At 66.6% G+C, this 25,975-nt stretch carries 21 protein-coding genes; 9 read left to right on the top strand and 12 right to left on the bottom strand.

Going from position 1 to position 25,975, the window contains the following annotated elements; all coding sequences use genetic code 11:
* On the top strand, positions 1–1,308 hold the full coding sequence (locus IFT67_RS07505) for an Nramp family divalent metal transporter (RefSeq protein WP_192145931.1): 1,308 nt from the start codon (positions 1–3) through the stop codon (positions 1,306–1,308).
* 61 nt (positions 1,309–1,369) lie between these two features.
* On the opposite strand, the gene IFT67_RS07500 is transcribed toward IFT67_RS07505, so the two are convergent.
* From IFT67_RS07500 to mutS, 3 genes are all read right to left on the bottom strand, one after another.
* Entirely contained in the window at positions 1,370–1,816 is a 447-nt protein-coding gene (locus tag IFT67_RS07500) for a hypothetical protein (RefSeq protein ID WP_056061027.1), read from the bottom strand.
* A gap of 77 nt (positions 1,817–1,893) precedes the next feature.
* Positions 1,894–2,865 carry a cation diffusion facilitator family transporter gene (locus IFT67_RS07495; RefSeq protein WP_192145929.1) on the bottom strand — a complete coding sequence of 324 codons (972 nt, stop codon included), beginning with the start codon at positions 2,863–2,865 and terminating at the stop codon, positions 1,894–1,896.
* 207 nt (positions 2,866–3,072) lie between these two features.
* Positions 3,073–5,652, bottom strand: a complete 2,580-nt coding sequence (gene mutS / locus IFT67_RS07490) for a DNA mismatch repair protein MutS (RefSeq protein WP_192146581.1) — start codon at positions 5,650–5,652, stop codon at positions 3,073–3,075.
* A 220-nt stretch (positions 5,653–5,872) separates the two neighbouring features.
* Between mutS and IFT67_RS07485 the strand changes: the two genes are divergently transcribed.
* The gene (locus IFT67_RS07485; RefSeq protein ID WP_060526371.1) at positions 5,873–8,128 is read left to right on the top strand and encodes an NADP-dependent malic enzyme; all 2,256 of its coding nucleotides are present in this window, start codon (positions 5,873–5,875) and stop codon (positions 8,126–8,128) included.
* Positions 8,129–8,290: 162 nt separating this feature from the next.
* Here the strand turns inward: IFT67_RS07485 and IFT67_RS07480 are convergent, their stop codons facing one another.
* A complete protein-coding gene (locus IFT67_RS07480; protein WP_107963835.1) occupies positions 8,291–9,079 on the bottom strand; it encodes an SDR family NAD(P)-dependent oxidoreductase in 789 nt (262 codons plus the stop codon).
* 131 nt (positions 9,080–9,210) lie between these two features.
* Between IFT67_RS07480 and IFT67_RS07475 the strand changes: the two genes are divergently transcribed.
* The 4 genes from IFT67_RS07475 (at position 9,211) to IFT67_RS07460 (ending at position 14,357) form a co-directional block, all read left to right on the top strand.
* On the top strand, positions 9,211–10,038 hold the full coding sequence (locus IFT67_RS07475) for an SDR family oxidoreductase (protein WP_192145927.1): 828 nt from the start codon (positions 9,211–9,213) through the stop codon (positions 10,036–10,038).
* A gap of 10 nt (positions 10,039–10,048) precedes the next feature.
* Entirely contained in the window at positions 10,049–11,482 is a 1,434-nt protein-coding gene (locus tag IFT67_RS07470; protein WP_244647194.1) for an MFS transporter, read from the top strand.
* Between the two features lie 239 nt (positions 11,483–11,721).
* A complete protein-coding gene (locus tag IFT67_RS07465) occupies positions 11,722–13,602 on the top strand; it encodes a M1 family metallopeptidase (RefSeq protein WP_192145925.1) in 1,881 nt (626 codons plus the stop codon).
* Positions 13,603–13,739: 137 nt separating this feature from the next.
* Positions 13,740–14,357: a CHAP domain-containing protein gene (locus IFT67_RS07460; RefSeq protein WP_192145923.1), complete on the top strand. Its 618-nt coding sequence runs from the start codon at positions 13,740–13,742 to the stop codon at positions 14,355–14,357.
* A 357-nt stretch (positions 14,358–14,714) separates the two neighbouring features.
* On the opposite strand, the gene msrB is transcribed toward IFT67_RS07460, so the two are convergent.
* The 4 genes from msrB to IFT67_RS07440 form a co-directional block, all read right to left on the bottom strand.
* On the bottom strand, positions 14,715–15,215 hold the full coding sequence (gene msrB / locus IFT67_RS07455) for a peptide-methionine (R)-S-oxide reductase MsrB (RefSeq protein WP_192145921.1): 501 nt from the start codon (positions 15,213–15,215) through the stop codon (positions 14,715–14,717).
* A gap of 49 nt (positions 15,216–15,264) precedes the next feature.
* Entirely contained in the window at positions 15,265–16,503 is a 1,239-nt protein-coding gene (locus tag IFT67_RS07450; protein WP_192145919.1) for a cytochrome P450, read from the bottom strand.
* 141 nt (positions 16,504–16,644) lie between these two features.
* A complete protein-coding gene (locus IFT67_RS07445; protein WP_192145917.1) occupies positions 16,645–17,880 on the bottom strand; it encodes an ABC transporter permease in 1,236 nt (411 codons plus the stop codon).
* Positions 17,877–18,803, bottom strand: a complete 927-nt coding sequence (locus tag IFT67_RS07440) for an ATP-binding cassette domain-containing protein (RefSeq protein WP_192145915.1) — start codon at positions 18,801–18,803, stop codon at positions 17,877–17,879. Before IFT67_RS07440 ends, IFT67_RS07445 begins: the two co-directional genes overlap by 4 nt.
* 44 nt (positions 18,804–18,847) lie before the next feature.
* On the opposite strand from IFT67_RS07440, the gene queG reads away from it, so the two are divergent.
* On the top strand, positions 18,848–20,068 hold the full coding sequence (queG, locus tag IFT67_RS07435) for a tRNA epoxyqueuosine(34) reductase QueG (protein ID WP_192145913.1): 1,221 nt from the start codon (positions 18,848–18,850) through the stop codon (positions 20,066–20,068).
* Here queG and IFT67_RS07430 read toward each other — a convergent pair.
* From IFT67_RS07430 to IFT67_RS07420, 3 genes are all read right to left on the bottom strand, one after another.
* Positions 20,065–20,538: an Hsp20 family protein gene (locus IFT67_RS07430; RefSeq protein WP_192145912.1), complete on the bottom strand. Its 474-nt coding sequence runs from the start codon at positions 20,536–20,538 to the stop codon at positions 20,065–20,067. The two genes, queG and IFT67_RS07430, sit on opposite strands and share 4 nt — an antisense overlap.
* 199 nt (positions 20,539–20,737) lie before the next feature.
* The gene (locus tag IFT67_RS07425) at positions 20,738–21,109 is read right to left on the bottom strand and encodes a hypothetical protein (RefSeq protein WP_192145910.1); all 372 of its coding nucleotides are present in this window, start codon (positions 21,107–21,109) and stop codon (positions 20,738–20,740) included.
* Positions 21,106–21,795: an EI24 domain-containing protein gene (locus IFT67_RS07420; protein ID WP_192145908.1), complete on the bottom strand. Its 690-nt coding sequence runs from the start codon at positions 21,793–21,795 to the stop codon at positions 21,106–21,108. The genes IFT67_RS07425 and IFT67_RS07420 overlap by 4 nt, the downstream gene beginning before the upstream one ends.
* A 382-nt stretch (positions 21,796–22,177) precedes the next feature.
* Between IFT67_RS07420 and IFT67_RS07415 the strand changes: the two genes are divergently transcribed.
* Together IFT67_RS07415 and IFT67_RS07410 are read left to right on the top strand one after the other, a co-directional pair.
* Complete coding sequence (locus IFT67_RS07415) at positions 22,178–22,954, top strand: cyclase family protein (protein ID WP_192145906.1); 777 nt, start codon at positions 22,178–22,180, stop codon at positions 22,952–22,954.
* 179 nt (positions 22,955–23,133) lie between these two features.
* On the top strand, positions 23,134–24,147 hold the full coding sequence (locus IFT67_RS07410) for an adenosine kinase (protein ID WP_192145904.1): 1,014 nt from the start codon (positions 23,134–23,136) through the stop codon (positions 24,145–24,147).
* 127 nt (positions 24,148–24,274) lie between these two features.
* On the opposite strand, the gene IFT67_RS07405 is transcribed toward IFT67_RS07410, so the two are convergent.
* Positions 24,275–25,885 (bottom strand): amino acid permease, encoded by a 1,611-nt coding sequence (locus IFT67_RS07405; RefSeq protein WP_192145902.1) that lies wholly within the window; start codon positions 25,883–25,885, stop codon positions 24,275–24,277.
* Positions 25,886–25,975 lie beyond the last annotated feature (90 nt).

Here is a 25,975-nt window from a genome sequence, read left to right as displayed (position 1 = left end):
ATGCCAGCACCGACCTCAGCCTTCGCCAATTCGCTCGCCGAGAGCCACCGCACCGTCGTCGTCCCCGAAGGCGCGTCGTTCTGGCGGCGGCTGTTCGCGTTCGTGGGGCCGGGGTATCTCGTCGCCGTCGGCTATATGGACCCCGGCAACTGGGCGACCGATATCGCCGGCGGCTCCGCATTCGGTTACACGCTGCTGTCGGTCGTGCTGCTGTCGAACCTGATGGCGATGGTCTTGCAAGCCCTGTCCGCACGCCTCGGCATCGTGGCCGGGCTCGATCTTGCTCAAGCCTGCCGCGCGCATTATTCGAAGCCGGTCTCGGTCGCGCTCTGGTTCTTGTGCGAGATCGCGATCATCGCCTGCGACCTCGCCGAAGTGCTCGGCACGGCGATCGCGCTCAAGCTGCTGTTCGGCCTGCCACTCGTCTACGGCGTCGTCCTCACAGCGCTCGACGTGTTCCTGATCCTCGCGCTGCAACGCTTCGGGTTCCGCAAGCTCGAGGCGTTCGTCGTCGCCTTGCTCGTCATCATCGCCGGCTGCTTCATCTTCGAGCTGTTCCTGGCGCGGCCCGAATGGTCGGGCGTGCTCGGCGGGCTCGTCCCGACGACGCAGATCGTCACCAACCCGGCGATGCTCTACATCGCGATCGGCATCCTCGGCGCGACCGTGATGCCGCACAATTTGTATCTCCATTCGTCGATCGTCCAGACGCGCGCCTTTGCCAAGAACACCGCGGGCAAGCGCGACGCGATCACGATGGCGACGATCGACGGCACCGTGGCGCTAGGGCTGGCGTTCTTCATCAACGCGGCGATCCTGATCCTCGCGGCGGCGACCTTCCACGTCGCCGGCCGGACCGACGTCGCCGAGATCGATCAGGCGTACCAGCTGCTTGCACCGATGCTGGGGATGGGCGCGGCGAGCGTGTTGTTCGCGGTCGCGCTGCTGGCGTCGGGACAGAACTCGACGGTAACGGGCACGCTCGCCGGTCAGATCGTGATGGAGGGTTTCCTGAACCTGCGTATGCCGGTCTGGGCGCGGCGGCTGGTGACGCGGCTGCTGGCGATCGTGCCGGCGGTGTTCGTGGTCGGTGCTTCGGGTGATGCGGGGGCGACCAAATTGCTGGTGCTGAGCCAGGTCGTGCTCAGCCTGCAACTTCCGTTCGCCGTCGTGCCGCTCGTCAAGTTCACCGGCGACCGCACGATCATGGGCGACCTCGTGAGCCCGGCGTGGCTCAAGATCCTCGCCTGGGTGATCGCCGCAGTGATCATCGGGCTGAACGGCACTTTGCTCTACGGCATGCTGTAGATACGAAAACGGCGGCCGATCGCTCGGCCGCCGTTTCGTCGTGTCTAGCTTTGGCTGAAGCTCAACGGCACTTCACGTTGCCGCGGTCGACCGAACGGCCGAGCAGTGCGCCGCCACCGGCACCCGCCAGCGTACCGAGCGTGCCGCCACCGATCAGGTTCGCCAGCGCGCCGCCGCCGAGTGCACCGATCACCAGACCGGTGGTGCCGTCGTTGCGCTTGCAGTAGGCGCGCCCGTCGCGACCACGATAGATGCGGTCGTTGCGGCTAAGGCGGCGCTCGCGATACTTGCCGTCGCGGTAGCTGTTCGACGGATCCCAGTTGCGGTCGTCGCCACGCCAGTTGCGATCGTTGCCGCGGCGGTCGTTGTTGAAACGGCGATCGTCACGATCGCGACGGTCGTTGTTGTCGCGACGATCGTCGTAACGCTGTGCAGTCGCGGCGGTCGGCAGCATGGCCGGCGCTGCGACGGCGACCGACATCAACGCTGCGATAAGATGCTTCTTCATGGGATAATCTCCTGATGCGTGACACGGTAACCCGTGCCGCACCGGAAAAGTTCAAACGGCCAAGTTCAGACGCCAGTTCAGACTGTAGCCTTGTCCGCCATCGAGCAGTCGTGGCCGCTCCCCGTCTCGACCTGCAACGTCGCGTGGCCGATGCCGAATTTATCATGGAGCATCGTCCTGGCGTCGCTGAGGAACCGGTCGCCGGGGTGGCCGGCGGGCATCACTAGATGCGCGGTTAGGACGGGTTCGGTGGTGCTCATCGGCCAGATGTGGAGATCGTGGATCTCGGTGACGCCGGGCAGGCTGCACAACGCCTCGTCGACATGGTCGAACTCGATCCCGCGGGGGACGGCGGACAGCGACATCTCGACGGTCTCGCGGAGCAGGCCCCAGGTCTGCCAGAAGATCAGGATCGCGATGACGATGCTAACCGCGGGGTCGATCCAGGTCAGGCCGGTGCGCCAGATCACGAAGCCGGCGATCACCACGCCCGCGGACACCAGCGCGTCCGCGGCCATGTGGAGGTACGCGCCGCGGATATTGACGTCGCCCTTGCGACCGCGTGCGAACATCCAGGCCGTGAACGCGTTGACGGCGATGCCGATGCCCGCGACCATCGATACGGTCAGGCCGGCGGTCGGGGCAGGGTCCGAGAAGCGCTGCGACGCCTCCAGCACGATGGCGCCGAGCGCGACCAGCAACAGCAGTGCGTTGGCCAGCGCGGCGAGAATCGTCGAACCCTTCAGCCCGTAGGTGTAGCGCTTGGTCGGTGCCGTGCGTGCGAGCATCGTGCCGCCCCAGGCGACGACGAGGCCAAGCACGTCGCAGAGGTTGTGGCCGGCGTCGGCGAGCAGCGCGACCGAGTCGATGCGCAGGCCAACGATCGCTTCGACCGCGACGAAGACGATGTTGAGGCCGATGCCGATCGCGAACGCGCGGTCGAACGAGGCGGGGGCGTGGCTATGGCCGCCGTGCGCGTGACCGCCGCCGTGGCTGTGTGAGTGACCATGCGAATGGCCGTGGTCGTGCCCGTGATGATGTCCGCCCAAAGCCCGCGCTCCGCTAAATCCGGCCGCCGCCTAGCATCGACGTATCGTGAGATACTAGGACGCGAAGGAGCGAATTTCCCGCCACATTCGTCACCATAAACCCCGTCACCCCGGCGGAGGCCGGGGCCCACCGGCCCGCACACTCAATTCTCTCGAATGTGCGGAGCAGTGGATGCCGGAACGAGCCCGGCATGACGGGGGAAGCGCTCAGCCCTCGTTCGCGAGCGCCTTCAGCCGGTACAGCGCGTCCAGCGCATCCCGCGGGCTCATCGCGTCGATATCCAGTTTCGCCAAATCCTCGCGTAATACATCGCACGCGGCCTCCTCGACCTGCGCCGCCGCAGCGAACAACGGCAGGTCATCCAGCCCGGCGGCCAGCCCACCACTCTTCGCGCGTCCGGCCTCGAGCTTCGCCAGCACAGCCTTAGCGCGCGCGACCGTCACCGGCGACATCCCCGCCAGCCGCGCGACCGCGAGCCCATAGCTCCGATCCGCCGGGCCGTCGGCGAGTTCGTGGAGCAGCACCAGCTCCCCCTTCCATTCTCGCGCGCGGACATGATGCAACGACAGTGCCTCGCAGCGCTCCGCCAACCGCGTCAGTTCGTGATAATGCGTTGCGAACAGACACCTGCACCGGTTGTCCTCGTGGATCGCCTCGACCACCGCCCAGGCGATCGCGAGGCCGTCATAGGTCGAGGTACCGCGCCCGACCTCGTCGAGGATTACGAACGACCGCGGCGTCGCCTGCGCGAGGATTGCCGCGGTCTCGACCATCTCGACCATGAACGTCGACCGCCCGCGCGCGAGGTTGTCCGACGCACCGACGCGGCTGAACAGGCGATCGACCAGACCCAGCGTGGCCTTGGTCGCGGGCACGTACGATCCGGCCTGCGCGAGCACCGCGATCAGCGCGTTCTGGCGGAGGAAGGTCGATTTACCGCCCATGTTCGGGCCGGTGACGAGCCACAGTCGCGAGGCCTCCGACAGATTGCAGTCGTTGGCGACGAACCGGTCGCCCGACTTCGCCACCGCCGCCTCGACCACCGGATGCCGGCCGCCCTCGATCTCGAAACACGCGTGATCGACCAGCGAAGGCCGCGCCCAGGCGCCTTCCGCCGCGCGCTCCGCCAGCCCCGCCGCGACGTCCAGCCGTGCAAGCGCATCTGCGGTCGCCGCGATCGCCTCGCGCCCGGCGAGAGCCTGCGCGGTGAGTTCTTCCAGATGCGCCGCCTCCGCCGCGAGCGCGTGTGCGCCGGCCTGCGACACCTTCGCCGCGACTTCGTGCAGCGCAGGGGTATTGAACCGCACCACGCCCGCGAGCGTCTGGCGATGCGTGAAGCCGCTCTCGGGCTTCATCAACGGATCCGCCGCGCGCGCCGGCACTTCGACATGATAGCCGAGCACGCCATTATGCCGGATCTTTAGCGCCGTGACGCCGGTCACGGTCCGAAACTCGGCCTCCAGCGCGGCGATCGCCCGCCGCCCGCCAGCGCCTGCATCGCGCAGGTCGTCGAGCGCGGCGTCATAGCCCGCCGCGATATACCCGCCGTCCGATGCCTCGATCGGTGGCGACGGCACCAGCGCGCGCTTGAGCAGGTCGATCAGCGCGCCGTGCCCGCGCAATCTTGGCGCGATGTCCCGGAGCAGCACCGGCGGATCGACGATCGCGTCCATCCGCTCGCCGAGGCTCCACGCCCCGTCGAGCCCGTCGCGCAACTGCCCCAGATCGCGCGGACCACCACGCCCCGCCGCCAGCCGCCCGAGCGCGCGGCCGATGTCCGGCAGAGCGCGCAACGTCGAGCGTAACCGCTCGCGCGCCGCCTGGTCGTCATTGAACAGCCGCACCAGGTCGAGCCGCGCATCGATCGCCGCCTTGTCCATCAGCGGCGCGCCGAGATCCGCGCCAAGCAACCGCGCGCCAGCCCCCGTTACGGTCCGGTCGACCGCGTCGAGCAGGCTCCCTTTGCGCACGCCGCCGGTGGTGCAGGTCAGCTCCAGGCTCTCGCGGGTGGCGGCGTCGATCGCCATCGTCTCCGCCGCCCGCCCGATCCGCGGCGGGCGCAGGAAGGGCATCGCACCCTTCGCATTATGCTCCAGATACGCGACCAGGCCTCCGGCTGCGGCCAGCCCCGCGCGCCCGAACTGCCCGAACCCGTCGAGCGTCGCCACGCCGTACAGTCGCTTCAGCCGAGCCTCGCCCGCGCCGCTGTCGAAGTCGATCTTCGGGCGCAGGGTCGTTGCGGCCTCCTCGAAAGCGCTAGCTTCGGATGCAACAACTTCGGCCGCACCAAGCCGCGCGAGTTCCGCCTCGACCGCGTCGCCCGCAACCTCGACGATCTCGAACCGCCCGGTCGACACGTCCGCCGCGGCGATCGCCACCGACCCGCCCGCCTCGCCGATCGCCACGCACCAATTGTCCGAGCGTGCGTCGAGCAACGCTTCCTCGGTCAGCGTCCCCGCGGTCACCACGCGCACGATCGCGCGCGCGACGAGCGCCTTCGATCCCCCGCGCGCCTTCGCTTCCGCTGGGCTCTCGACCTGCTCGGCGATCGCCACCCGGTGCCCGGCCTTGATCAGGCGTTGTAGGTACACCGTCGCCGCATGCACCGGCACGCCACACATCGGGATCGGCTTGCCCTCATGTTCCCCACGCGCGGTCAGCGCGATGTCGAGCACCCCCGCCGCGATCCGCGCATCGTCCATGAACAGCTCGAAGAAATCGCCCATGCGGTAAAACAGCAAGCAATCCTGCGCCTCCGCCTTCAGGCCAAGATACTGCGTCATCATGGGGGTAGGGGCGGGGTGCGACATCGGCGTCGATCTAGCGGGAGTTTGCCGCCGCGTCATCCGGTGCCGTTCTCCTGCGAACGCAGGAGGCCAGGGTTCGAGGGGACAGTGCTGCTTATCCTGGGCTCCTGCGTTCGCAGGAGAACATGGGCGAAGTGTCCGGGGTGACGAAGCGGCATCGTCTGCGTAAAGACACAGGCCACAGAGAGAGGCCCCGCCCATGTCCGACGAAACGCTGCAATTCTCCGAACGCGAAGCCTTGCTCTTCCATTCGGAAGGTCGCCCGGGCAAGATCGAGATCATCGCGTCGAAGCCGATGGCGACGCAGCGCGATCTCGCGCTCGCCTATTCACCAGGCGTCGCGGTGCCGGTGCAGGCGATCTACGACGATCCAGCGACCGTCTACGACTACACCGCGAAGGGTAACCTCGTCGCGGTCATCTCGAACGGCACCGCGATCCTCGGCATGGGCAATCTCGGGCCGCTCGCCAGCAAGCCGGTGATGGAGGGCAAGGCGGTGCTCTTCAAGCGCTTCGCCGACGTCGACGCGATCGATATCGAGCTGAAGACCGAGGACGTGAACCGCTTCATCGACGCGGTCGAGCTGATGGAGCCGACGTTCGGCGGGATCAACCTCGAGGACATCAAGGCGCCCGAATGCTTCATCATCGAGCAGGCGTTGCGCGAGCGGATGAACATCCCCGTCTTCCATGACGACCAGCACGGCACCGCGATCATCACCGCCGCTGGCCTGATCAACGCGTGTTTGCTGACCGGGCGGAAGCTCTCCGAGGTCAAGATCGTCGTCAACGGCGCCGGCGCCGCGGCGATCGCCTGCACCGAACTCGTGAAAGCGATGGGCGTGCGCGGCGACAACGTCATCCTCTGCGACCGGAAAGGCGTGATCTACCAGGGGCGCGAGGGCGTCGACCAGTGGAAGTCCGCGCACGCCGCGATCACCGAGACGCGCACGCTGACCGAGGCGCTGGTCGGTGCCGACGTGTTCCTGGGGCTGTCCGCGGCAGGCTCGCTGACGCCGGAGATGGTCAAGGACATGGCCCCCGCGCCGATCATCTTCGCGATGGCCAACCCCGAGCCCGAAATCCGCCCCGAACTGGCGATGGCCGCGCGCCCCGATGCGATCGTTGCGACCGGCCGCTCGGATTATCCGAACCAGGTCAACAACGTGCTCGGCTTCCCGTTCATCTTCCGCGGTGCGCTCGACGTCCGCGCGACCGGCATCAACGACGCGATGAAGATCGCCGCCGCCAACGCGATCGCCGAACTCGCGCGCGAACGCGTGCCGGAGGAAGTCGCGGCGGCATACGGCGTCAGCCACAGCTTCGGCCCCGCGTACATCATCCCCGCGCCGTTCGACCCACGCCTGATGGAAGTCGTCCCCGTCGCGGTCGCCAAGGCGGCAATGGCGTCTGGCGTCGCGACCAAGCCGATCCTCGACATCGAAGCGTATCGCCATTCGCTCCGTGCGCGCCTGAACCCGACCACCTCGGTCCTGTCGATGGCCTACGAAGGCGCCCGCGCGCATCCCAAGCGCGTGATCTTCGCGGAGGGCGAGGAGGAAGTCGTCCTCCGCGCTGCGATCGCCTTCAAGGAAGGCGGCTACGGCACCCCGGTCCTCGTCGGCCGCGACGACGTCCCCGACCGTTTGCGCGCGCTCGGCGTCACCGATCCCGAGAGCTTCGAACTCCACAACAGCCGCGTCTCGCCGCTCGTCCCGCGGATGGTCGACTTCCTGTATTCGCGCCTCCAGCGTCGCGGATACCTGCGCCGCGATTGCGAGCGGATGGTCAACCAGGACCGCAACATCTTCGGCGCGCTGCTGCTCCAGCTCGGCGAAGGCGACGCGATGATCACCGGCATCACACGCACCTATGGCGAGACGATGCGCCAGATTTATCGCGTGATCGATCCGGCGGCGGGGAAGACGCCGTTCGGCATCCACCTGCTCGTCGGGCAGAGCCACACGGTGTTCATTGCCGACACCACGGTCAACGAGCGCCCGACCGCCGAGCAGTTGGCCGACTTTGCCGAGCAGACTGCGGCGGTCGCGCGGCGGATGGGGCATGAGCCTCGCGTGGCGTTCCTGAGCTATTCGAACTTCGGCAATCCAAAGGGGGAGTGGCTCGACAATATCCGTGATGCGGTGACGGTGCTCGACGGCCGGAAGGTCGGGTTCGAGTATGAGGGCGAGATGGCGCCGGATGTCGCGCTGAACCCGAAGCAGCTGGCGAACTATCCGTTTGCGCGGCTGTCCGGGCCGGCGAACGTGCTGATCATGCCGGGGCTTCAGTCGGCGCATATCTCGGCGAAGTTGTTGCGGGAACTGGGTGGGGATTCGGTGATCGGCCCGATGCTGATCGGCATGGAGAAGCCGGTCCAGGTCGCGCCGATGACGTCGACCGCAAGCGAACTGGTAACGCTGGCCGTTCTCGCTGCCGGCGGAATCGCCCGCTAACTAAACTCCCTCGCCCCTACGGGGAGAGGGAAGGGGCCCGCCGCACTTGCGGTGGGAAGGGAGAGGGGAGTGTGGCGCGGGACGGCTGATCCCAACGCCCCTCTCCCTTCCGCAGCCAAGCGGCTGCTCCCTCCCTCTCCCCGAAGGGGCGAGGGATTTAGCTCAGGCGTCGATGCTTGTGCCTAGCGACGCGTGGACGAGGCCGCCGTCTACCGTGATCGTCTCCCCGATCACATAATCCCCCGCGCGGCTGGCAAGATAGATCGCCGCGCCCGCCATATCTTCGTCCACACCCACGCGCTTCGCCGGAATCCCCTGCGCCACCGCATCCCCATGATCGCGCGCCGCCTTGTTCATGTCGCTCGCAAACGCCCCCGGCGCGATCGACGTCACGTTGATCGAATCCGTCACCAGCCGCGCCGCCATCCGCTTCGTCAGGTAGATCAGCGCCGACTTGGATGCGTGATAGCTGTACGTCTCCCACGGGTTCAGCCGCTGGCCGTCGATCGACGTGATGTTGATCACCTTCGCTGGTTTCTCGCGCGAGCCCGACGCCTTCAGCGCCGCATGCAGCGCCTGGGTGAGGAAGAACGGCGACTTCACGTTCAGGTCCATGACCTTGTCCCAGCCGACCTCCGAAAACTCCTCGAACGGCACGCCCCACGCCGCCCCCGCATTGTTGACGAGGATATCGAGCTGCGACTCATGCTCGGCGAACTGCGCGGCGAGCGCCTTGCACCCCGCCACCGTCGACACGTCCTGCGGCAACGCGATGCAGTTCGGCCCCAGTTCGGCGGCGGCCGCCTCGCACACATCGGCTTTCCGCGACGAGATATACACCTTGGCCCCCTGCGCGATGAAGCCGGCGGCGATCATCTTGCCGATCCCGCGGCTGCCGCCGGTGATCAGCGCGACGCGGCCGTCGAGCCGGAACAGGTTGGTCGTATCCATCACGCATCCTCCGAAAGTTTGCCCGCTTGGTATCGCCGAGCGCCGCGCGCCGCAAACCCGTTTTTCGAACCAGCCATCATTGACGAGTGCAAAGCCCGTACTATGCTCGCCAAAAGAGCGGGAGAGAGCGTGTGAGGTTTTCAGGCAAGCGAGCCGTCGTGACCGGCGGCGCGTCCGGCATCGGCCGAGCGACCGCACTGCGACTCGCCGACGAAGGCGCTACCGTCCTGATCGGCGACATCGACGAGGCCGGTGGCCGCGCGATCGCCGACGCCTCGGGCGGGCGGATCCTGTTCCAGCGTACCGACGTGCTCCAGGCGGCCGATATCGAGGCGCTGATGCAGACTGCCGACGACGCGGGTGGGCTCGACATCCTGTTCAACAACGCCGGCGCGGGCGGTTCGCGCGACCCGATCGGTGAGATTTCGCCGGAGGATTGGGACCGGACGCAGGCGCTGCTGCTGCGCTCGGTCGCGCTCGGCATCCGCTACGCAGCACCGCTGATGGCGAAACGCGGCGGCGGCGCGATCGTCAACACCTCTTCGGTGTCCGCGCTTGGTACCGGTTACGCGCCGACCGCCTATTCCACCGCCAAGGCCGGCGTCCTCCACCTCACCAAGCAGGCCGCTGCCGATCTCGCGCAGAACAAGATTCGCGTGAACGCGGTCGTGCCCGGCTTCATCGTCACCAACATCTTCACGCGCACGCTCGAACTCGACGCCGCTAAGACGTCGCAGGCGGACGCGATGATCGCGCACATCGCCGCCGACGCGCAGCCGATCCGCCGCCCCGGCACCAGCGAGGACATCGCCGCCGCGGTCGCGTTCCTTGCCAGCGAAGACGCGAGCTTCATCACCGGCACGCACATCCTCGTGGATGGCGGCATGACGATCGGCACGCGGCCAAGCTGGGACCCCGCGCAACCGTCGCTGTTCGCCATGCTCGATAAATTGAAGTGACCGCCGCGTCATGAGTGCACCCGCCCGCCGCCTTTCGACCGGCACGATGGCGAGCTACGGCTTCGGCGCGGTCGCGTACGGGGTGAAGGACGCCGGGTTCGGCACGTTCCTGCTGCTGTTCTACAATCAGGTCGTCGGGTTGCCGTCCGCCACCGTCGGCCTCGTCATCATGATGGCGTTGCTGATCGATGCGTTCGTCGATCCGGCGGTGGGCTTCTTCTCCGATCGCACGCGGACGAAATGGGGCCGGCGGCACCCGTGGATGTACGCGTCTGCGCTACCGATCATGATCGGCTGGCTGCTGCTGTGGAACCCGCCTGCGATAATGTCGGAGCCGCAGACGCTCGTCTGGTTGTTCGTCATGGCGGTGATCGTGCGCAGCGCGGTGAGTTGCTACGAGGTGCCGTCGGTCGCGCTGACGCCCGAGTTGACGTCGGGGTATGACGAGCGCACCCGGATCATGGCGTATCGCTATCTGTTTGGCTGGGTCGGCGGGTTGCTGATGCTGTTGTCGGCGTACCAGTATTTCCTCGCGCCGACCGCGGCGTTCCCGAACGGCCTGCTGAACCGGGCCGGTTACAGTGGCTTCGCGCTGGCGGGGGCGATCTTCATCGGCGTCGCGATCCTCGTCTCCGCGCTCGGCACGCATCACGAGATCAGGCATCTGCCGAACCCGCCGATCGCCAAGCAGACCTTGCGCGAATCCTTCGCCGAACTGCGCCAGACCGTGAAGAACCGCGCATTCGCGATCCTGATGGCGGCGGGTGTCTGCGCGTACACGATCCAGGGCATCAGCTATGCGATGTCGAACTACCTCTACACCTATGTGTGGGGCTTCAAGGGGCCGGTGTTCGTCTATTTGACGATCGCGTTGTTCTCGGGCGTGTTCCTCGCGTTCCTCGCCGCGCCCCGGCTCGGCAGGACGGCGAGCAAGCCCAAGGCAGCGCTGGGCGCGGTGTTGCTCGGCGCGGCACTCAACACGTCGCCCTATTGGCTACGGATGCTCGGCGTGTTTCCGGAGGTCGGCGAGTCCACGCTGCTGCCGATGCTGTTCGGGTTCTTCATCCTCGGCACCGCGTCGAACGTCACCGGGTTCATCCTCGGCGCGTCGATGATGGCCGACGTGGTCGAGGATTCGGAGGCGAAGACGGGCAGGCGCTCCGAAGGCGTGTTTTTCGCCGGCTCGTTCTTCGTCCAGAAATGCACGAGCGGGATCGGGATATTCTTCGCGGGCATGATCCTCGCGGTGGCGGGCTTCCCGGCTAAGGCCACGCCGGGTACGGTCCCGGTGGGAACGATCGATCGCCTCACGCTGATCTACGCCGGCCTCTACATCGCGCTGGCGTGCGTCTCGGCGTTCTTCTTCTCCCGCTTTCCGTTCGGCCGCGTCGAGCACGAGGCGCGGTTGGCGCGACTGGCAACGAACACAGTTCACGAGAGCTAGGAGCCACGGCTTCCGATGATCCTCCCGCCAGGGGGAGGTGGCTGGCCTTTGCCAGACGGAGGGGGAGGCATGCGAAACGTGCGTTCCGGATCCTCCCTCCGTCACCTTCGGCGACACCTCCCCCTTGTGGGGGAGGATCGCGAGGTCGCGCTAACCCCGCCCTTTCAGCAACGGGACCCGCGCGGTAGGACCGACGCTTGGCCTTCCCGATATCGAGGAACGGCGACATCGGAGTTCCCATGCGCATTCCCGCTCTAGCCACCGCCCTCGGTCTCGTCCTCGCATCCCCCGCCGTCGCACAGACGATTGCCCCGATCCTCACCACCCCCGACGCGCACGACCCGCACAGCTATGCCCGCCCCGCCGAGGCGCGCGTCACGCACGTCGCGCTCGATCTTGCCGCCGACTTCGACACGCACGTCATCCGCGGCATCGCCACGCTCGACATCCTCGCGGCCCCCGGTGCCAAAGAGGTCGTGCTCGACGACAACGGCCTGAAGATCGTCAACATCACTGACGCGAACGGCAAGCCGCTCCCCTACTCGGTCGGCGCGGTCGACAAGATCCACGGCGCGCCACTGACCGTCACGCTCAACGGCGCCAAGAAAATCCGCATCGCCTACGCCTCGTCGCCCGACGCAAAGGCGCTGCAATGGCTCACCCCTGCGCAGACCGCGGGCAAGAAGCAGCCGTTCCTGTTCAGCCAGGGCGAGGCGATCCTCAACCGCAGCTGGATCCCGACGCAGGACTCGCCCGGCATCCGCCAGACCTGGGAAGCGAAGATCGCCGTTCCCAAGCAACTCACCGCGGTGATGAGCGGACTCTCGACCGGCAAGCCGACCTGCGCTGCCGATCGCTGCACGTTCCAGTACAAGATGGACAAGCCCGTCGCGCCGTATCTGATCGCGCTCGCGGTCGGCGACATCGCGTTCAAGTCGACCGGCCCGCGCACCGGGATCTGGGCCGAACCCGCGACGCTCCCCAAGGCCGCGTACGAGTTCGGCGAGCTCGAGAAGTTCGTCGCCGCCGCGGAGGGGCTGTACGGTCCGTATCGCTGGGGCCGCTACGACGTGCTGGTCCTGCCGCCGTCGTTCCCGTTCGGCGGCATGGAGAACCCGACGCTCACTTTCGCCACGCCGACCGCGATAGCCGGCGACCGCAGCCTCGTCTCGCTGATCGCGCACGAACTCGCGCACAGCTGGTCGGGCAATCTCGTGACGAACGCGACGTGGGACGATTTCTGGCTCAACGAAGGCTTCACCAGCTATTTCGAGAACCGGATCATGGAGGCGCTCTACGGCAAGCGCCGCGCCGACATGGAGGCCGACCTCGCCTGGACCGACATGCTGGCCGCGGTAAAGGAGACCGGTGGCCCAACCGCAAAGGACACGCAACTCCACCTCGATCTCGACGCCGCGCGCGATCCCGACGACGGCATGACGCAGATCGCCTATGACAAGGGCGCGGCGTTCCTCCGCACGATCGAGAAACAGGTCGGCCGTGCGCGATGGGACGCCTATCTCCGCAGCTATTTCGACCGCCACGCCTTCCAGCCACAAACCAGCGCCAGCTTCCTCGCCGACCTCAAGTCGAAGCTGCTGACTCCCGCCGAAGCCAGGACGATCGGCGTCGATACGTGGGTCTACAGCCCCGGCATCCCCGCGAACGCGGTGCATGTGACGTCCGCCGCGTTCCCCGCGGTCGACGCGGCGGCCAAGGCGTATGCGGCAGGTGGTCCCGTGTCCGTCGTTCCCGGCAAGGCGACGACGCAGGAGATTACGCGCTTCATCACGCAGCTGCCGCGCAAACTCCCGGCCGAGCGGTTGAAGACGCTCGACACCGCGTTCGGCTGGAACACCACGGGGAATGCCGAGATCCGCTTCGCCTGGCTGCAACTCGCGCTCGCCAATCACTATGCGCCCGCCGACGCCTCGGCCGAGCAGTTCCTGACCTCGCAGGGCCGGCGCAAATTCGTCGCGCCGCTGTTCCAGCAGATGATGGACTCGGGCGACTGGGGCCACAAGCTGGCGATGGAGATCTACGGCAAGGCGCGGCCGGGCTATCACGCAGTCACACAGGTCACAGTGGACCGCATAACCGGTTGGAAACTCATGAACTGAGCTGCCTTGAGTGCCCATTTGGGGCGTTGGTCGGCGCGGTAACACGCTTCGTCGGATATGGTTCCCGCACGGGTTCCAATTAAATCGAACCTCCCGTAGCCAGAATGCGACAAACGGGTTTTGGCCGGGGGGTCTCGATGAATTTCAAGGCGTTAGCAGCGCGTTTTGCGCTGGTGGTATCGTGCGGCCTGATGACGGCCACACCGGCAGCAGCCCAGTTCTGGCAGTGCGTGACGTTCGCTCGCTCGGTGTCGGGCATCGAAATCCGCGGCAACGCCAACACCTGGTGGGGCCAGGCCGAAGGTCGCTACGAGCGTGGCCACACCCCGAAGGCCGGCTCGGTCCTCGCCTTCTCGCCGACCTCGCGGATGCGCGTCGGCCATGTCGCGATGGTCTCGAAGGTCGTCAGCGACCGCGAAGTCCTCCTTACGCATGCCAACTGGTCGCGCCCCGGCGCGATCGAGACCAACGTCCGCGCGGTCGACGTCTCGCCGGCCGGCGACTGGAGCATGGTCAAGGTCTGGTACGGCCCGCAGGGCGACCTCGGCACCTCGGCCTATCCGACCAAGGGCTTCATCTATTCGGGCCACGCGCCTGCTGGCGACACGCTTGATGCCCAGCCTTCGTACCAGATGGCGAGTGCTACCCACACCGTATCTGCAACGCAGCGGGCCAATGCTGCGCAGCTTGCGACGATCCAGCATGGACCGACCGATGCGCGTGGCATCTTTACGCTGGTAAACGAAGCGAACTGAGGTTCTTACCTCCGCGTGATGCCTGACGTTCGCGACAGTCCACGTTCTACACTCGAAGTCCCGCTGCCGATCACACTTCAACAGTTCAGCGCGCCGACCTTATCCTAACGACACCACCCCGGCGAAGGCCGGGGCCCAGTTGGAAAGGTCGCACTAACAGACCGCCACCTCCGTTAGCGACGTCCCCCAACTGGACCCCGGCCTTCGCCGGGGAGGTGCCATAAAGCTAATCACTGCTCTGCTTAGCTTCTTGTTCTCCCGCGAAGGCGGGAGCCCAGTCTGGACCCCCGCCTTCGCGGGGGAACACTCTATTCGCTCAGCAGCGGTCCGCGGCGGCCGCCTGACAGATGAACGCCCTCACGCAGGCTTAAACGTCAGAGCATCGCCGTTCATGCAATACCGCTTCCCCGTCGGCTTCGGCCCGTCGTCGAACACGTGGCCGAGATGCCCGCCGCACCGGCGACAATGGACCTCGGTCCGCCCCATCCCCATCGTCGAGTCCACCCGCGTCCGCACTGCATTCGGTAACGGCTGCCAGAAGCTAGGCCAGCCCGTGCCGCTCTCGAACTTGGTCTTCGACGAGAAGTTCGGCAACGCGCAGCCGCCGCAGGAGAAGATCCCCGCGCGATGTTCGCCGTTGAGCGGGCTCGAATAGGGCCGCTCGGTGGCCTCCTTGCGCAGCGTATCATAGGCGTCCGGCGACAGCTTCTTGCGCCACTGCGCGTCGGTCAGCGTCACCTCGAACCGCTCGGCGGCCTGCGCGGGCTGCGACGTGCATCCCCAGAGCGCGAAGCCGGCAACGCCTGCTCCGGCGAGCGTGAGGAAAGCGCGGCGGTCCTGGGTCATGTTCGTCTCCATGGTTCGGATATAGGTACGTTCGAACCACCCGGTAAGGTTACGCCAAGCCTCAGTATTTACTGATTTCCACCGGCAGCGTGCGATAGCCGTGGACGAAGCACGCGGCGACCCGCGTAGGCTCGGCGAGTACGTTGATCCGCATCCGCCGCGCGGCCATTTCCTCCAGCAGGATCGCAATCTGCATTTCGGCAAGCCGTGCGCCGACGCAGCGGTGGATGCCGTGCCCGAACGCCAGATGCCGCCGCGCGTTCGGGCGATCCACCACGATCGCGTCCGCATCGTCGCCGAACACGCTCTCGTCGCGGTTTGCCGAGATGTACCAGAGCGCGAGCTTGTCGCCGGCCTTGATCTGCTGCCCCATCAACTCCGCGTCCGCCGTCGCGGTGCGGCGCATGTGCGCGAGCGGGGTCTGCCAGCGCAGGATCTCGCTGACCGCATTGGGGATCAACCCCGGATCAGCCTCCAGCTTCGCGCGCGACTCCGGAAACTTGTCGAGGCCGTACGCCAGCGCAGACATCGAATTGCGCGTCGTGTCGTTGCCGCCGACGATCAGCAGGATGAGGTTCCCGATGAACTCGTTGTGATCCATGTGGCTCATCGCGTCCGAATGGATCATCATCGAGATCAGGTCGGGCGTCGGATCCTTGTCGATCTTCGCATCCCACAAGCCTTTGAAATACGATCCGCATTCGAACATGTACGCGAGCCGCTGGCCGCGCAGTTCCTCGTTCTTCACGATCTCGATGTCGCCCGCCCAGTCCGACCATAGGGTCAGTTTCCGCCGGTCGGCCCAGGGGAAGTCGAACAGGATCGCGAGCATCTGCGTGGTGAGTTCGATCGCGACGGTATCGACCCAGTCGAACGGCGTGTTCCACGGCAGGCTGTCGAGCATGTCGGCGGTCCGCCGCCGGATATCGCCCGACATCCGCGTCATCTCGCTCGGCGTGAAGGCCGGCGCGACGGTGCGGCGCTGGCCGGTATGCACGGGGCGGTCGCGCGCGATGAACATCGGCATGCGGACGTCGCGCTCGGCGACGAAATCGGCGATTGTGATGCCGCCCGCTTCGGAGGAGTATAGGTCGGGGAGCGATTCGACCTCGACGATGCCCTTGTAGGAGGAGACCGACCAATAGGGGCCGTAGTCGGACTGCTCGACATAGTGGACGGGGGCCTCGGCGCGGAGCTGCGCGAACGGCGCCTGCCAGAGGTCGTCGCGGTAGAGTTCGGCGCGGCTCACGTCGAGCGGATCGACCGTCTGTTGCGCTACGTCTCTTACCAGAGTCGCCATCGTTTCTCTCCCGTGTTTTGCCGCAGGAGAGGCTTTGCTGACACTTATGTCAATAGGCTCCGTTCTCTTGCGAACGCAGGAGTCCAGGACCGCGAGGGATGGCGTTCGTTACCCTGGGCTCCTGCGTTCGCAGGAGAACAGTTAAGCGACTGCCTTAGCCTTGCGCCGCCAGAACGGCCTAGCACTTCCCGATTGCAGCACGCCGCGGCGGAACAGACGCGCCCCCACCGTTATAAAGGTCGTCACCCAAAGCGCCTGCCAAGCAAGCGCCGCGACGTGTGGCCACAGTTCGGGCGAGTTTGCCGCGCGGCCGGCCATTGCGAATGGCGAGGAGAGGGGGAACAGTTCGGCGGCGGTGGCGAGCCAGCTGCCGGGGTGGGAGACCGCCGCGGAGGACAGCCCGAACATCGCCACCTGCAGGATCGTGATCGGTAGCGACAGCATCTGTATCTCGCGCATCGTCGTCGCCTGTGCGCCGACGCCGAGGAACACCGACCCGAGTAGGAGGTACGCCATACTGAAATATGCCGCAAATAGGAGGGCGAACATCGGCGCGCCGACCGCGGGCGTCAGGTCGCCCAGCGCCACCGCCGCGGCGGCAGGCATCAGCGACGTGATCTGCGTAACGACGGTGCCCCAGAACGCGACGAACAGCACCGCGACGCCGAACATCCCGATCAGCTTGCCGAAGAACACCGACTCGAGCGGCACCGCGGCGGCGAGCACCTCGATCACCTTGTTGTTGCGCTCCTCGGCCATCGTGCCGACGACCTGGCCCGAGAGGAACAGCGTCAGGAAGAAGATCCCGAACACCGCAAAGAACGCCGACTGGTGCTGCCCACCGACCGAGGTCGTCGAGCGCGTGACCTGCGTCTTGGTCGCGGCGATCGTCGGCAGCGCTCCGCCGAGCTTCTGCGCGGCGAGCGTCGTCTGTGCGAGCAGCCCGAGATAGTCCGCCGAGCGCTTCCCGCGCGGCCCGTACAGGATCTGCGGCGTATCGAGCGGGCCGTACAGTACTGCCGACGCATCGACGTCCTTGGTCTCGAACGCAGCGCGGGCTTGCGCCGCGGGATCGGCGGTCGGCGCGACGATCGACAGTTCGGGAGGCGCTTCGTCGCCACGGAACATGCCGCGCAGGCGTGTGTCGGCCTCATCGATAGGCCGCGCGGAAGTGGTGGGGACGATCGCGATGATCCGCGTCTTGTCCTGCGCGCCGCCGCTGACGCTCGCGGCGCCCATGCCGCCGATCGCGCCGAACGATCCCATGATGACCGGCGCGAACAGGAACAGCAGGAATATCGGGGTGAACACCGTGGCGATGAAGTCGCGCCGCGCGATCGTGAAGGTCTGACGGAGAGTCCGGCGAAAACGGCTCATGCCGCATCCTCCTTCGCGACGTCCGCATGTTGCCCGACGATCCGGACGAACGCCTCGTGCAAGCCGGGCCGTTCGATCGACAGCCCCGAAATCCCGTACCCCGCGTCGATAAGCCTCACGAGCAAACTTTCGATTCCTTCACCCGGCAGCTCGAACCGCCAGCTATCCCCGTCCGCCACAGCATCCGACGGCAGCACGCCGCGGATCGCCGGATCGGGCCGATGCGGCGTGTAGTGGACGCGTTGCGGCAATATGCCTCGAGCGTCCGCGACCGTGCCTTCGAACCGTCGCTTGCCGCCGGCGATGATCGCCAGCCGGTCGCACAGGCGCTCGGCATGGCTCATGATATGCGTCGAGAACAGGATCGTCGCGCCGCGGTCACGCTCGTTGAGGATCAGCTTCTCGAGCCGCTCCTGGTTGACCGGATCAAGCCCCGAGAACGGCTCGTCGAGCACTAGCAGGTCGGGTTGGTGAACCACCGAGCCGAGCAACTGCACCAGCTGCGCCATGCCCTTCGACAGTTTCCGGATCTTCTCGTCGACCGCATGGCCGAGCCCGGCGGCTTCCATCAGCACCACCGCCCGCTCGCGCCCGGTCTTCCAGTCGAGCCCACGCAGAGCCCCCAGGAACGCGATCGCCTCGCGCGCCTTCATAGCCGGATACAGACCGCGCTCCTCGGGGAGATAGCCGACCCGGTCGCTCGCATCGCGCGGATTGTCGTAGCCGAGCAGCGTTCGCGATCCCTCGTCGGGCTCGATGATCCCGAGCAGCATCCGCAGCGTCGTCGTCTTGCCCGCGCCGTTGGGCCCGAGCACGCCGTACACCGAGCCGCGCGGCACCATGATGTCCACCCCGTCGACCACGCGCCGATCGCCGAACCGCTTCACGATCCCGTTCGCGGTGACCGCCCATTCATCGTTCACGCGCAATCTTCCTACCGAGGGTGGCGTCGTGGTAGCGGGCGGACGTGGCGCAAGACAAGCTGGAACACAGGCTGAAGGCCAAAGCGGCGGAACTCGGCTTCGTCGCGTGCGGAATCGCGCATGCGGGGGCGGCGCCGCGCGCGGGCGAGCGGCTCCACCAATGGCTGGCGGATGGGCGCCACGGCGACATGATCTGGATGGAGGAGCGCAAGCACCACCGCGAAAGCCCCGCCGGCCTCTGGCCCGAGGTGCGCAGCGTCATCGCGCTCGGCATGAGCTATGCGCCGAAGGACGATCCGTTGCGGCTCGCGGACGAGGGCGGGGTAGGGCGGATCTCGGTCTATGCGCAGGGGCCGGATTATCACGATGTCGTGAAGCGGCAGTTGAAAGCGCTCGGACGGTGGCTGGCGGCGGAGGCGGGGCGCGACTTGCCGCCGTTCGACCTGAAGGTGTTCGTCGACACCGCGCCGGTGATGGAAAAGCCGCTCGCCGAAGCCGCTGGCCTTGGCTGGCAGGGCAAGCACACCAACCTCGTCAGCCGCGAGCATGGCAGCTGGCTGTTCCTCGGCGCGATCTACACGACGCTCGATCTGGAACCGGACCGCGGCGGCGTCGACACCTGCGGCAGTTGCGATGCGTGCCAGACCGCGTGCCCGACCGACGCCTTCCCGCGGCCGTACCAGCTCGATGCCCGCCGCTGCATTTCCTACCTCACGATCGAGCATGCCGGCCCGATCCCGCACGAGTTCCGCGCGGCGATCGGCAACCGCATCTACGGCTGCGACGATTGTCTGGCGGTGTGCCCCTGGAACAAGTTCGCCGCCGCCGCCAACGCGAACCTGGCCTTCCATCCCCGCGCGGAACTGATCGCGCCGGAACTCGCCGACATCCTGGCGCTGGACGACGCCGGCTTCCGCCAAGTCTTCGCCGGCTCGCCGATCAAGCGCATCGGCCGTAGCAAGATGATCCGCAATGCGTTGATCGCCGCGGGCAACAGCGGCGATCCCGTCCTCATCGAACCGGTCGTGCGGCTCTTGGACGACCCCGCTTCGGTCGTCCGCGATTCCGCGATCTGGGCTCTGGCCCGGCTCGATCGCGTACGGTTCCTGGACGAACGCCCCGGCCGTGTTTTGCACGAAGCCGACGACGGCATTCGCGCTGCGTGGGCGTCTGTCGACGCGATGCCAGCCGATCGGACGCCGTCGACGCTCGCGGATGCGAAGGACGCTGCCGACCTCGCGGCCGACAGCGTCCTCCCGTTTTAGGCGACGTCCCGGTCGCCCTCGGGCGCACCGATACGATCGTTTGCCGCAGCCCCCGAGATCTCGATCCGGCGCGGCTTCATCGCGTCGGGCACTTCACGCTTCAGGGCGATGACGAGCAGCCCGTTGTCGAAGCGCGCGTTCTGCACCTGGACGAAGTCGGCCAGCTGGAACCGGCGCTCGAAGGCGCGGGTCGCGATGCCGCGGTGCAGGAACCGGCTCTCGTCGCGGTCGTCCGGACGTCGCCCGGTCACGGTCAGCTGATTGTTCTGGGCGACGATCTCGATGTCGTCGGGACGGAAGCCCGCCACCGCCAGCGTGATCTGATAGCTGTCCTCGCTCTCGCGCTCGATATCGAACGGCGGGTAGCCTTCCGGCGCGTCCGTCCGTGCGGTGGTTTCGAGCAGATCGAACAGCCGATCGAAGCCGACCGTCGACCGGCGATAGGGAGCGAAATCGAAGTTGGTCCTCATATCCAAATCCTCCTCATGAGCAATCTGAGCACAAGGAACACCGGAGACCGAGCCGGTGCCCTCAGGTGACGCCGGACCGAAAGATCGCGTCCGGCGGCGGCAAGATGGTTCGACCGAAATTGCATTCAAGAGGTCCCGTAGATTTCCGCGACGATCTTTTTGACGTTGGGATTGGACCGCAAATCAGGCGAAGCGGGCGCTACCGTCCCCCCTCGCGACGGGTAAGCGCCGCCACGCAACTCGCGCGGTCGATCGCGCTGCCGTCCGGCTCGCGCGCGTCGAGATAGGTGACGCGCGGCGCATCCGATCCCTTTGGATAGAGATATGCGTCGAGCACGCAGATCCCGCTCTGGAACTGCAACTTGCGCGCGCTGCCCTCTCGGACGTCCGCGTCGGGCTGGCCGAACAGCTTGGTCAGGCCGGCGGCATCCTGGCCCAGCACGCGCTCGAGCCCGACGCTCGTATACGCGATCGCCGGGCGGCCTACTGCGGGCTTGGCGACGGGGGCCGCGCAGCCCGCCAGTCCACCGCCGAGCGCCAGCGCGATCCCTATCGTCGTCAATCGCGTCATGATCGGCCTTTGCTCGAATACTGGTGGTGAAAATAATGCGTGGCCATCGCGGCCCCCAGGACGGGCGCTGCGATGTTGACGATCGGAACCACGAACAGCCCGGTGTTCGCAAGTCCCAGCACGAACCGCCCCGGCCGCGTCGTCGCACGCCAGGCCCGCATCGCCGTCGCGTCCATATGCCGCGCCGCGACCATGTCCCCCAGATCGCGCCCGAGCAGCCAGCCATTGACGATGAAGAACGCCGCGGCAGTGCCGACCCCGGTGACGAGCAGCGCGATATAGACCGGCAGCATCACCAGGTTGACGAGCACGACGCTGGCAGCCGACCGGAGCCCCATGGCCAGGCTGCGTGCGAAGGGGACAGGGCGAGCGGTGCGCAGGGCTTCGGGATAATGCCGCGCCTCGACCGCTTCGACGACCTCGTCCGCGAAGATCCCGACGACCGCGATCGCGACCGCGCGGAACAGCAGCCACAGCGCGAGGATCGTGACGAACAGCGCGAACGCCGCCACCAGTCCGTCTGCGTGCACGTCGAGCCACGCGGCCAGCGCGGCCTGCGTTCCCCACCACGTGCCGACGCCGAGCAACGCGAAGACGAGCAGCGTCACGACCATCGACTTGACGAACACGCGCAGGATCGGCGGATCGGTAAGCTGGCCGAGCGACAGGAGGAGGGCACGGATCATCGAGCCGGGATGCCGTGCGGTCGCGCGAAGGTCAACGCGGCTTTGGATAGCGCGCGCCGCAGGACCTGAGAACTAGAGCGTTCCTCCGTGTTCGCGAGGGAGAGATCGCGAGAACGGGCCATCGCATGCCAGCCGCCGGCGGGCAGATCGCGCCCAGCGAGCACGCCAGGCGAACCCTCATCTCGGTCCTCGGCAGCACCCCGTCCGTTCGTGTCTCCTGCGGCGGTACAGACAGCCTGTTCGGCGAATACGGTGAGCGACCGGCTTCGGATAGCGCGGCGGGTAGCAAATATCGTCCCGATCCGGCACCAGTTTCGCCCGGACCTGCTTTGATGCTGCGCAGGACACCCTGCGTCACGATAGCGACCGAACGGAGAATATCATGCCACGTACGATCGTCGATCTGTCGGTATTCCTCGAAAACGACGTGATGTCCGACCCTCCCGGTCACGGTCCTCATATCGAGTATATCGATCACAAGGCGTCGATACCCGGCTTGCTCGGGTTCTTTCCGGGGTTGCAGGCGGCCGATCTGCCCGATGGCGAGGCGTGGGCGATCGAGCGCGTGACGCTCATCACGCATAACGGCACGCATCTTGATGCGCCGTATCATTATGCCTCGACGATGGATGGCGGAAAGCGGGCGATCACGATCGACGAGGTTCCGCTCGACTGGTGCTTCCAGTCCGGCGTGAAGCTGGATTTCCGGCATTTCCCCGATGGCTATGTCGTCAGCGCTGCCGACGTCGAGGCGGAACTACAGCGGATCGGGCACACGCTGTCGCCGCTGGAGATCGTCGTCGTCAACACGCGTGCGGGCATGCGGTTTGGGCACGACGATTATGTTGCCTCGGGGTGCGGCATGGGACGCGATGCCACGCTGTACCTGACCGAGCGGGGCGTTCGCGTCACGGGAACCGATGCGTGGAGCTGGGACGCGCCGTTCGTGCATACCGCCGCCCGATACGCCGAGAGCGGCGATGCGACGCTGATCTGGGAAGGTCACAAGGCCGGGCGTGACATCGGCTATTGTCACATCGAGAAGCTGCACAATCTCGAACAATTGCCAGCGACCGGATTCACGATCGCCTGCTTTCCGGTCAAGATTCGCGCCGCGTCGGCGGGCTGGACCCGCGCCGTCGCGATCCTGGACGGGTGATCGCGCGACGTATCTCGGGCCTATCGAGACGCCGCCCGATCTTTAGCCTCAGCAGAAGCCTGGGTTTCGCTTGAGGTCCTGGCGTGTACCTCTGGTCGCGGCCTCGCTTGCCGCGCCGGTTGCGCCAATCCCTCCCGCGATTTACGGCAACGCTTTCCCGTCCGCCCGGAGACTTCCCCTTGTCCACCCCCACCACCGACGCTCCCACCTACGACGTCGTCGCGATCGGCAATGCCATCGTCGACATCCTCGCCACCGCCGATGACGCGTTCATCGAAGAGATCGGCGTCGCCAAGGGCTCGATGCAGCTCATGTTCTCGTCCGAGGAAGCCGACGCGCTCTACGCCAAGATGGGCCCGGGCATGGAAATCTCCGGCGGCTCGGCGGCCAACACCGTCGCCGGCATCGCTGCGCTCGGCGGCAAGTGCGGGTTCATCGGCCAGGTCGCCGACGATCAGCTCGGCCAGGTCTTCGCGCACGACGTCCGCAGCATCGGCATCGAGTTCGCCACGCCCGTCCGCGCCGGCGACCCGACCACCGGCCGCTGCCTGATCTTCGTGACGCCGGACGGCCAGCGCACGATGAACACCTTCCTCGGTGCGGGGCAATTCCTCCCCGCCGCCGCGATCGACACCGCGATGATCGCCGACAGCGCGATCCTGTATCTCGAAGGCTATCTCTGGGATCCCGAAGAGCCGCGCGCCGCGATGCGCGCTGCGATCGACTGCGCGCGCGATGCCGGCCGGAAAGTCGCCTTCACGCTCAGCGACGTATTCTGCATCTCGCGCCATGGCGGCGATTTCCGCCAGTTGCTGTCGGACGGCCTGATCGACATCCTGTTCGCGAACGAGGGCGAACTCGCCGCGCTTGCAGAGACGGAAGACTTCGATGCCGCGGTCGCCAAGATCTCGGCGCAGGTCCCGACTTTGGTCGTCACCCGCGGCGAGCACGGCGCCTGCGCGCTCCAGAACGGCACGCGCGCCGAGGTCAAGGCCGAGCCGATCGCCAAGGTCGTCGACACCACCGGTGCGGGCGACCTGTTCGCGGCGGGGTTCCTCCACGGCCAGGCGCAGGGCTACGACCTGCAGGCGTCGCTGAAGCTCGGCGCGGTCTGCGCGGCCGAGATCATCAGCCATGTCGGCGCCCGCCCGATGGTCGACATGAAGGCACTCGCCGCCAAGCATATCGGCTGAAGCATGTGTCCCCGCGAAGCCGGGGACACAGACTGGGCTCCCGCTTTCGCGAGAGAACAAGCTTTCTAGCGCAGGCAAAAAAAAGGGCCGCGGGAGTTTCCTCCCGCGGCCCTTTTTGCGTCCGGTTTCAGTGCGTGCCCGGAGGCGTCTGGTCGTCGTCTGCTACGCCATCGTCGAGCCCCAGCCCGACATGGCTGCGCGAGCGGCTGTAGAGGAAGTAGATCGCCAACCCGATCGCGCCCCAGCCCGGCAGCACCAGCTTGGCGGTCAGCGGCAGCGACAGATACAGCCCGATGCAGCCGATGATCGCGAGCGGTGCGACGATGTATACTGCCGGCGTGCGGAACGGACGCTTGCGTGCCGGATCGGTCTTGCGCAGCACCATTACCGAGATCGCCACCATCATGAACGCGAACAGCGTGCCCGCGTTCGAATAATCGGCGAGCTTGCCGACCGGCAGCACCGCCGCGGCGATCGCCGCAGCGATACCCGTCACGACCGTCACCACGTGCGGGGTACGGAACTTCGGATGGATCGACGCGAGCTTGGCTGGCAACAAACCGTCGCGCGCCATCGTGAAGAACACGCGGGTCTGGCCGAACATCATCATCAGCACGACCGACGGCAGCGCCAGTACCGCGGCGAGGCCGACCAAGCGGCCCATGATCGGCCAGTTGATGACCTGAAGCACGTGGACCAGCGCTTCCTTCGAGCACACCAGCGGTTCCATCGCGCCGCCTGCGACGATTGCCGCGCAACGCCCGGCCATCTCGGCCGAACCCGGTGCCAGCACGCCGCCATCGGCGGTCGTCACAGGGTTCGCACCGATCGCACCGATCGCACCCGATGCGACCAGCAGGTAGAACAACGTACAGATGCCGAGGCTGGCGATCAGCCCGATCGGCACGTTGCGCTGAGGATTCTTGGTCTCCTCAGCGGCCGTCGAAACCGCATCGAATCCGACATAGGCGAAGAAAATCGACGCCGCCGCACCCAGCACGCCGACACCCGACGAACTCAGCGGGTTGCCGACGCCGTAGGGCAGGAACGGGTGGAAATTGTCCGCCTTCAGAACCGGGATGGTCAGCGCGATGAACGCGGTCAGCGCGGCGATCTTGATCAGCACCAGTACCGCGTTGACGCGCGCGCTCTCGGTCGTTCCGACCACCAGCAGCCACGTGACGAGCGCGATGACGATCACCGCGGGCAGGTTCATGAAGCCGCCGACCGTCATCGCGGTCTGCAAATCGACATTAGGCGTCGCGCCGAACGCGACCTGGACGTTCGCCATCAACGCGTCGGCGTTGCGCAAGGCGTTGGGGATATGGAAGCCGATCCCGTCGAGCAATCCGGCCAGATGGTTCGACCACCCGACCGCGACCGCGCTGGCGCCGACCGCATATTCGAGGATCAGCGCCCAGCCGACCATCCAGGCGAGCAGCTCACCCGTCACCGCATAGGTGTAGGTGTAGGCGGAGCCCGACACCGGTACCATCGACGCGAGTTCGGAATAGCAGAGCGCTGCGACCGCACAGACGAACCCTGCGACGACGAAGCTCAGCAACATGCCCGGGCCGGCTTTCTGCGCGGCTTCGGACGTCAGCACGAAGATACCCGTGCCGATAACTGCGCCGACGCCCAGCAGGGTCAGCTGAAACGCGCTGAGCGTTCGCGCCAACCCCTTTTTCTCTGCCGTCGCCAGAATGGCGTCCAGCGATTTTACGCGACCAAAAATCAACGCGGTGTCCCCCGGGGATAGCGAGGGCCAGGTCAAAAGGCCCCCTTGCTCAAGCCCCCGAGCCTAATGGCAATTTTGTTACGTGCAATC

It is taken from the genome of Sphingomonas sp. CFBP 13728, from assembly GCF_014841895.1.
Taxonomy (GTDB): domain Bacteria; phylum Pseudomonadota; class Alphaproteobacteria; order Sphingomonadales; family Sphingomonadaceae; genus Sphingomonas.
Note: the sequence above shows the minus strand (reverse complement) of the source record. Positions and strands in the feature narration are given on the sequence as shown.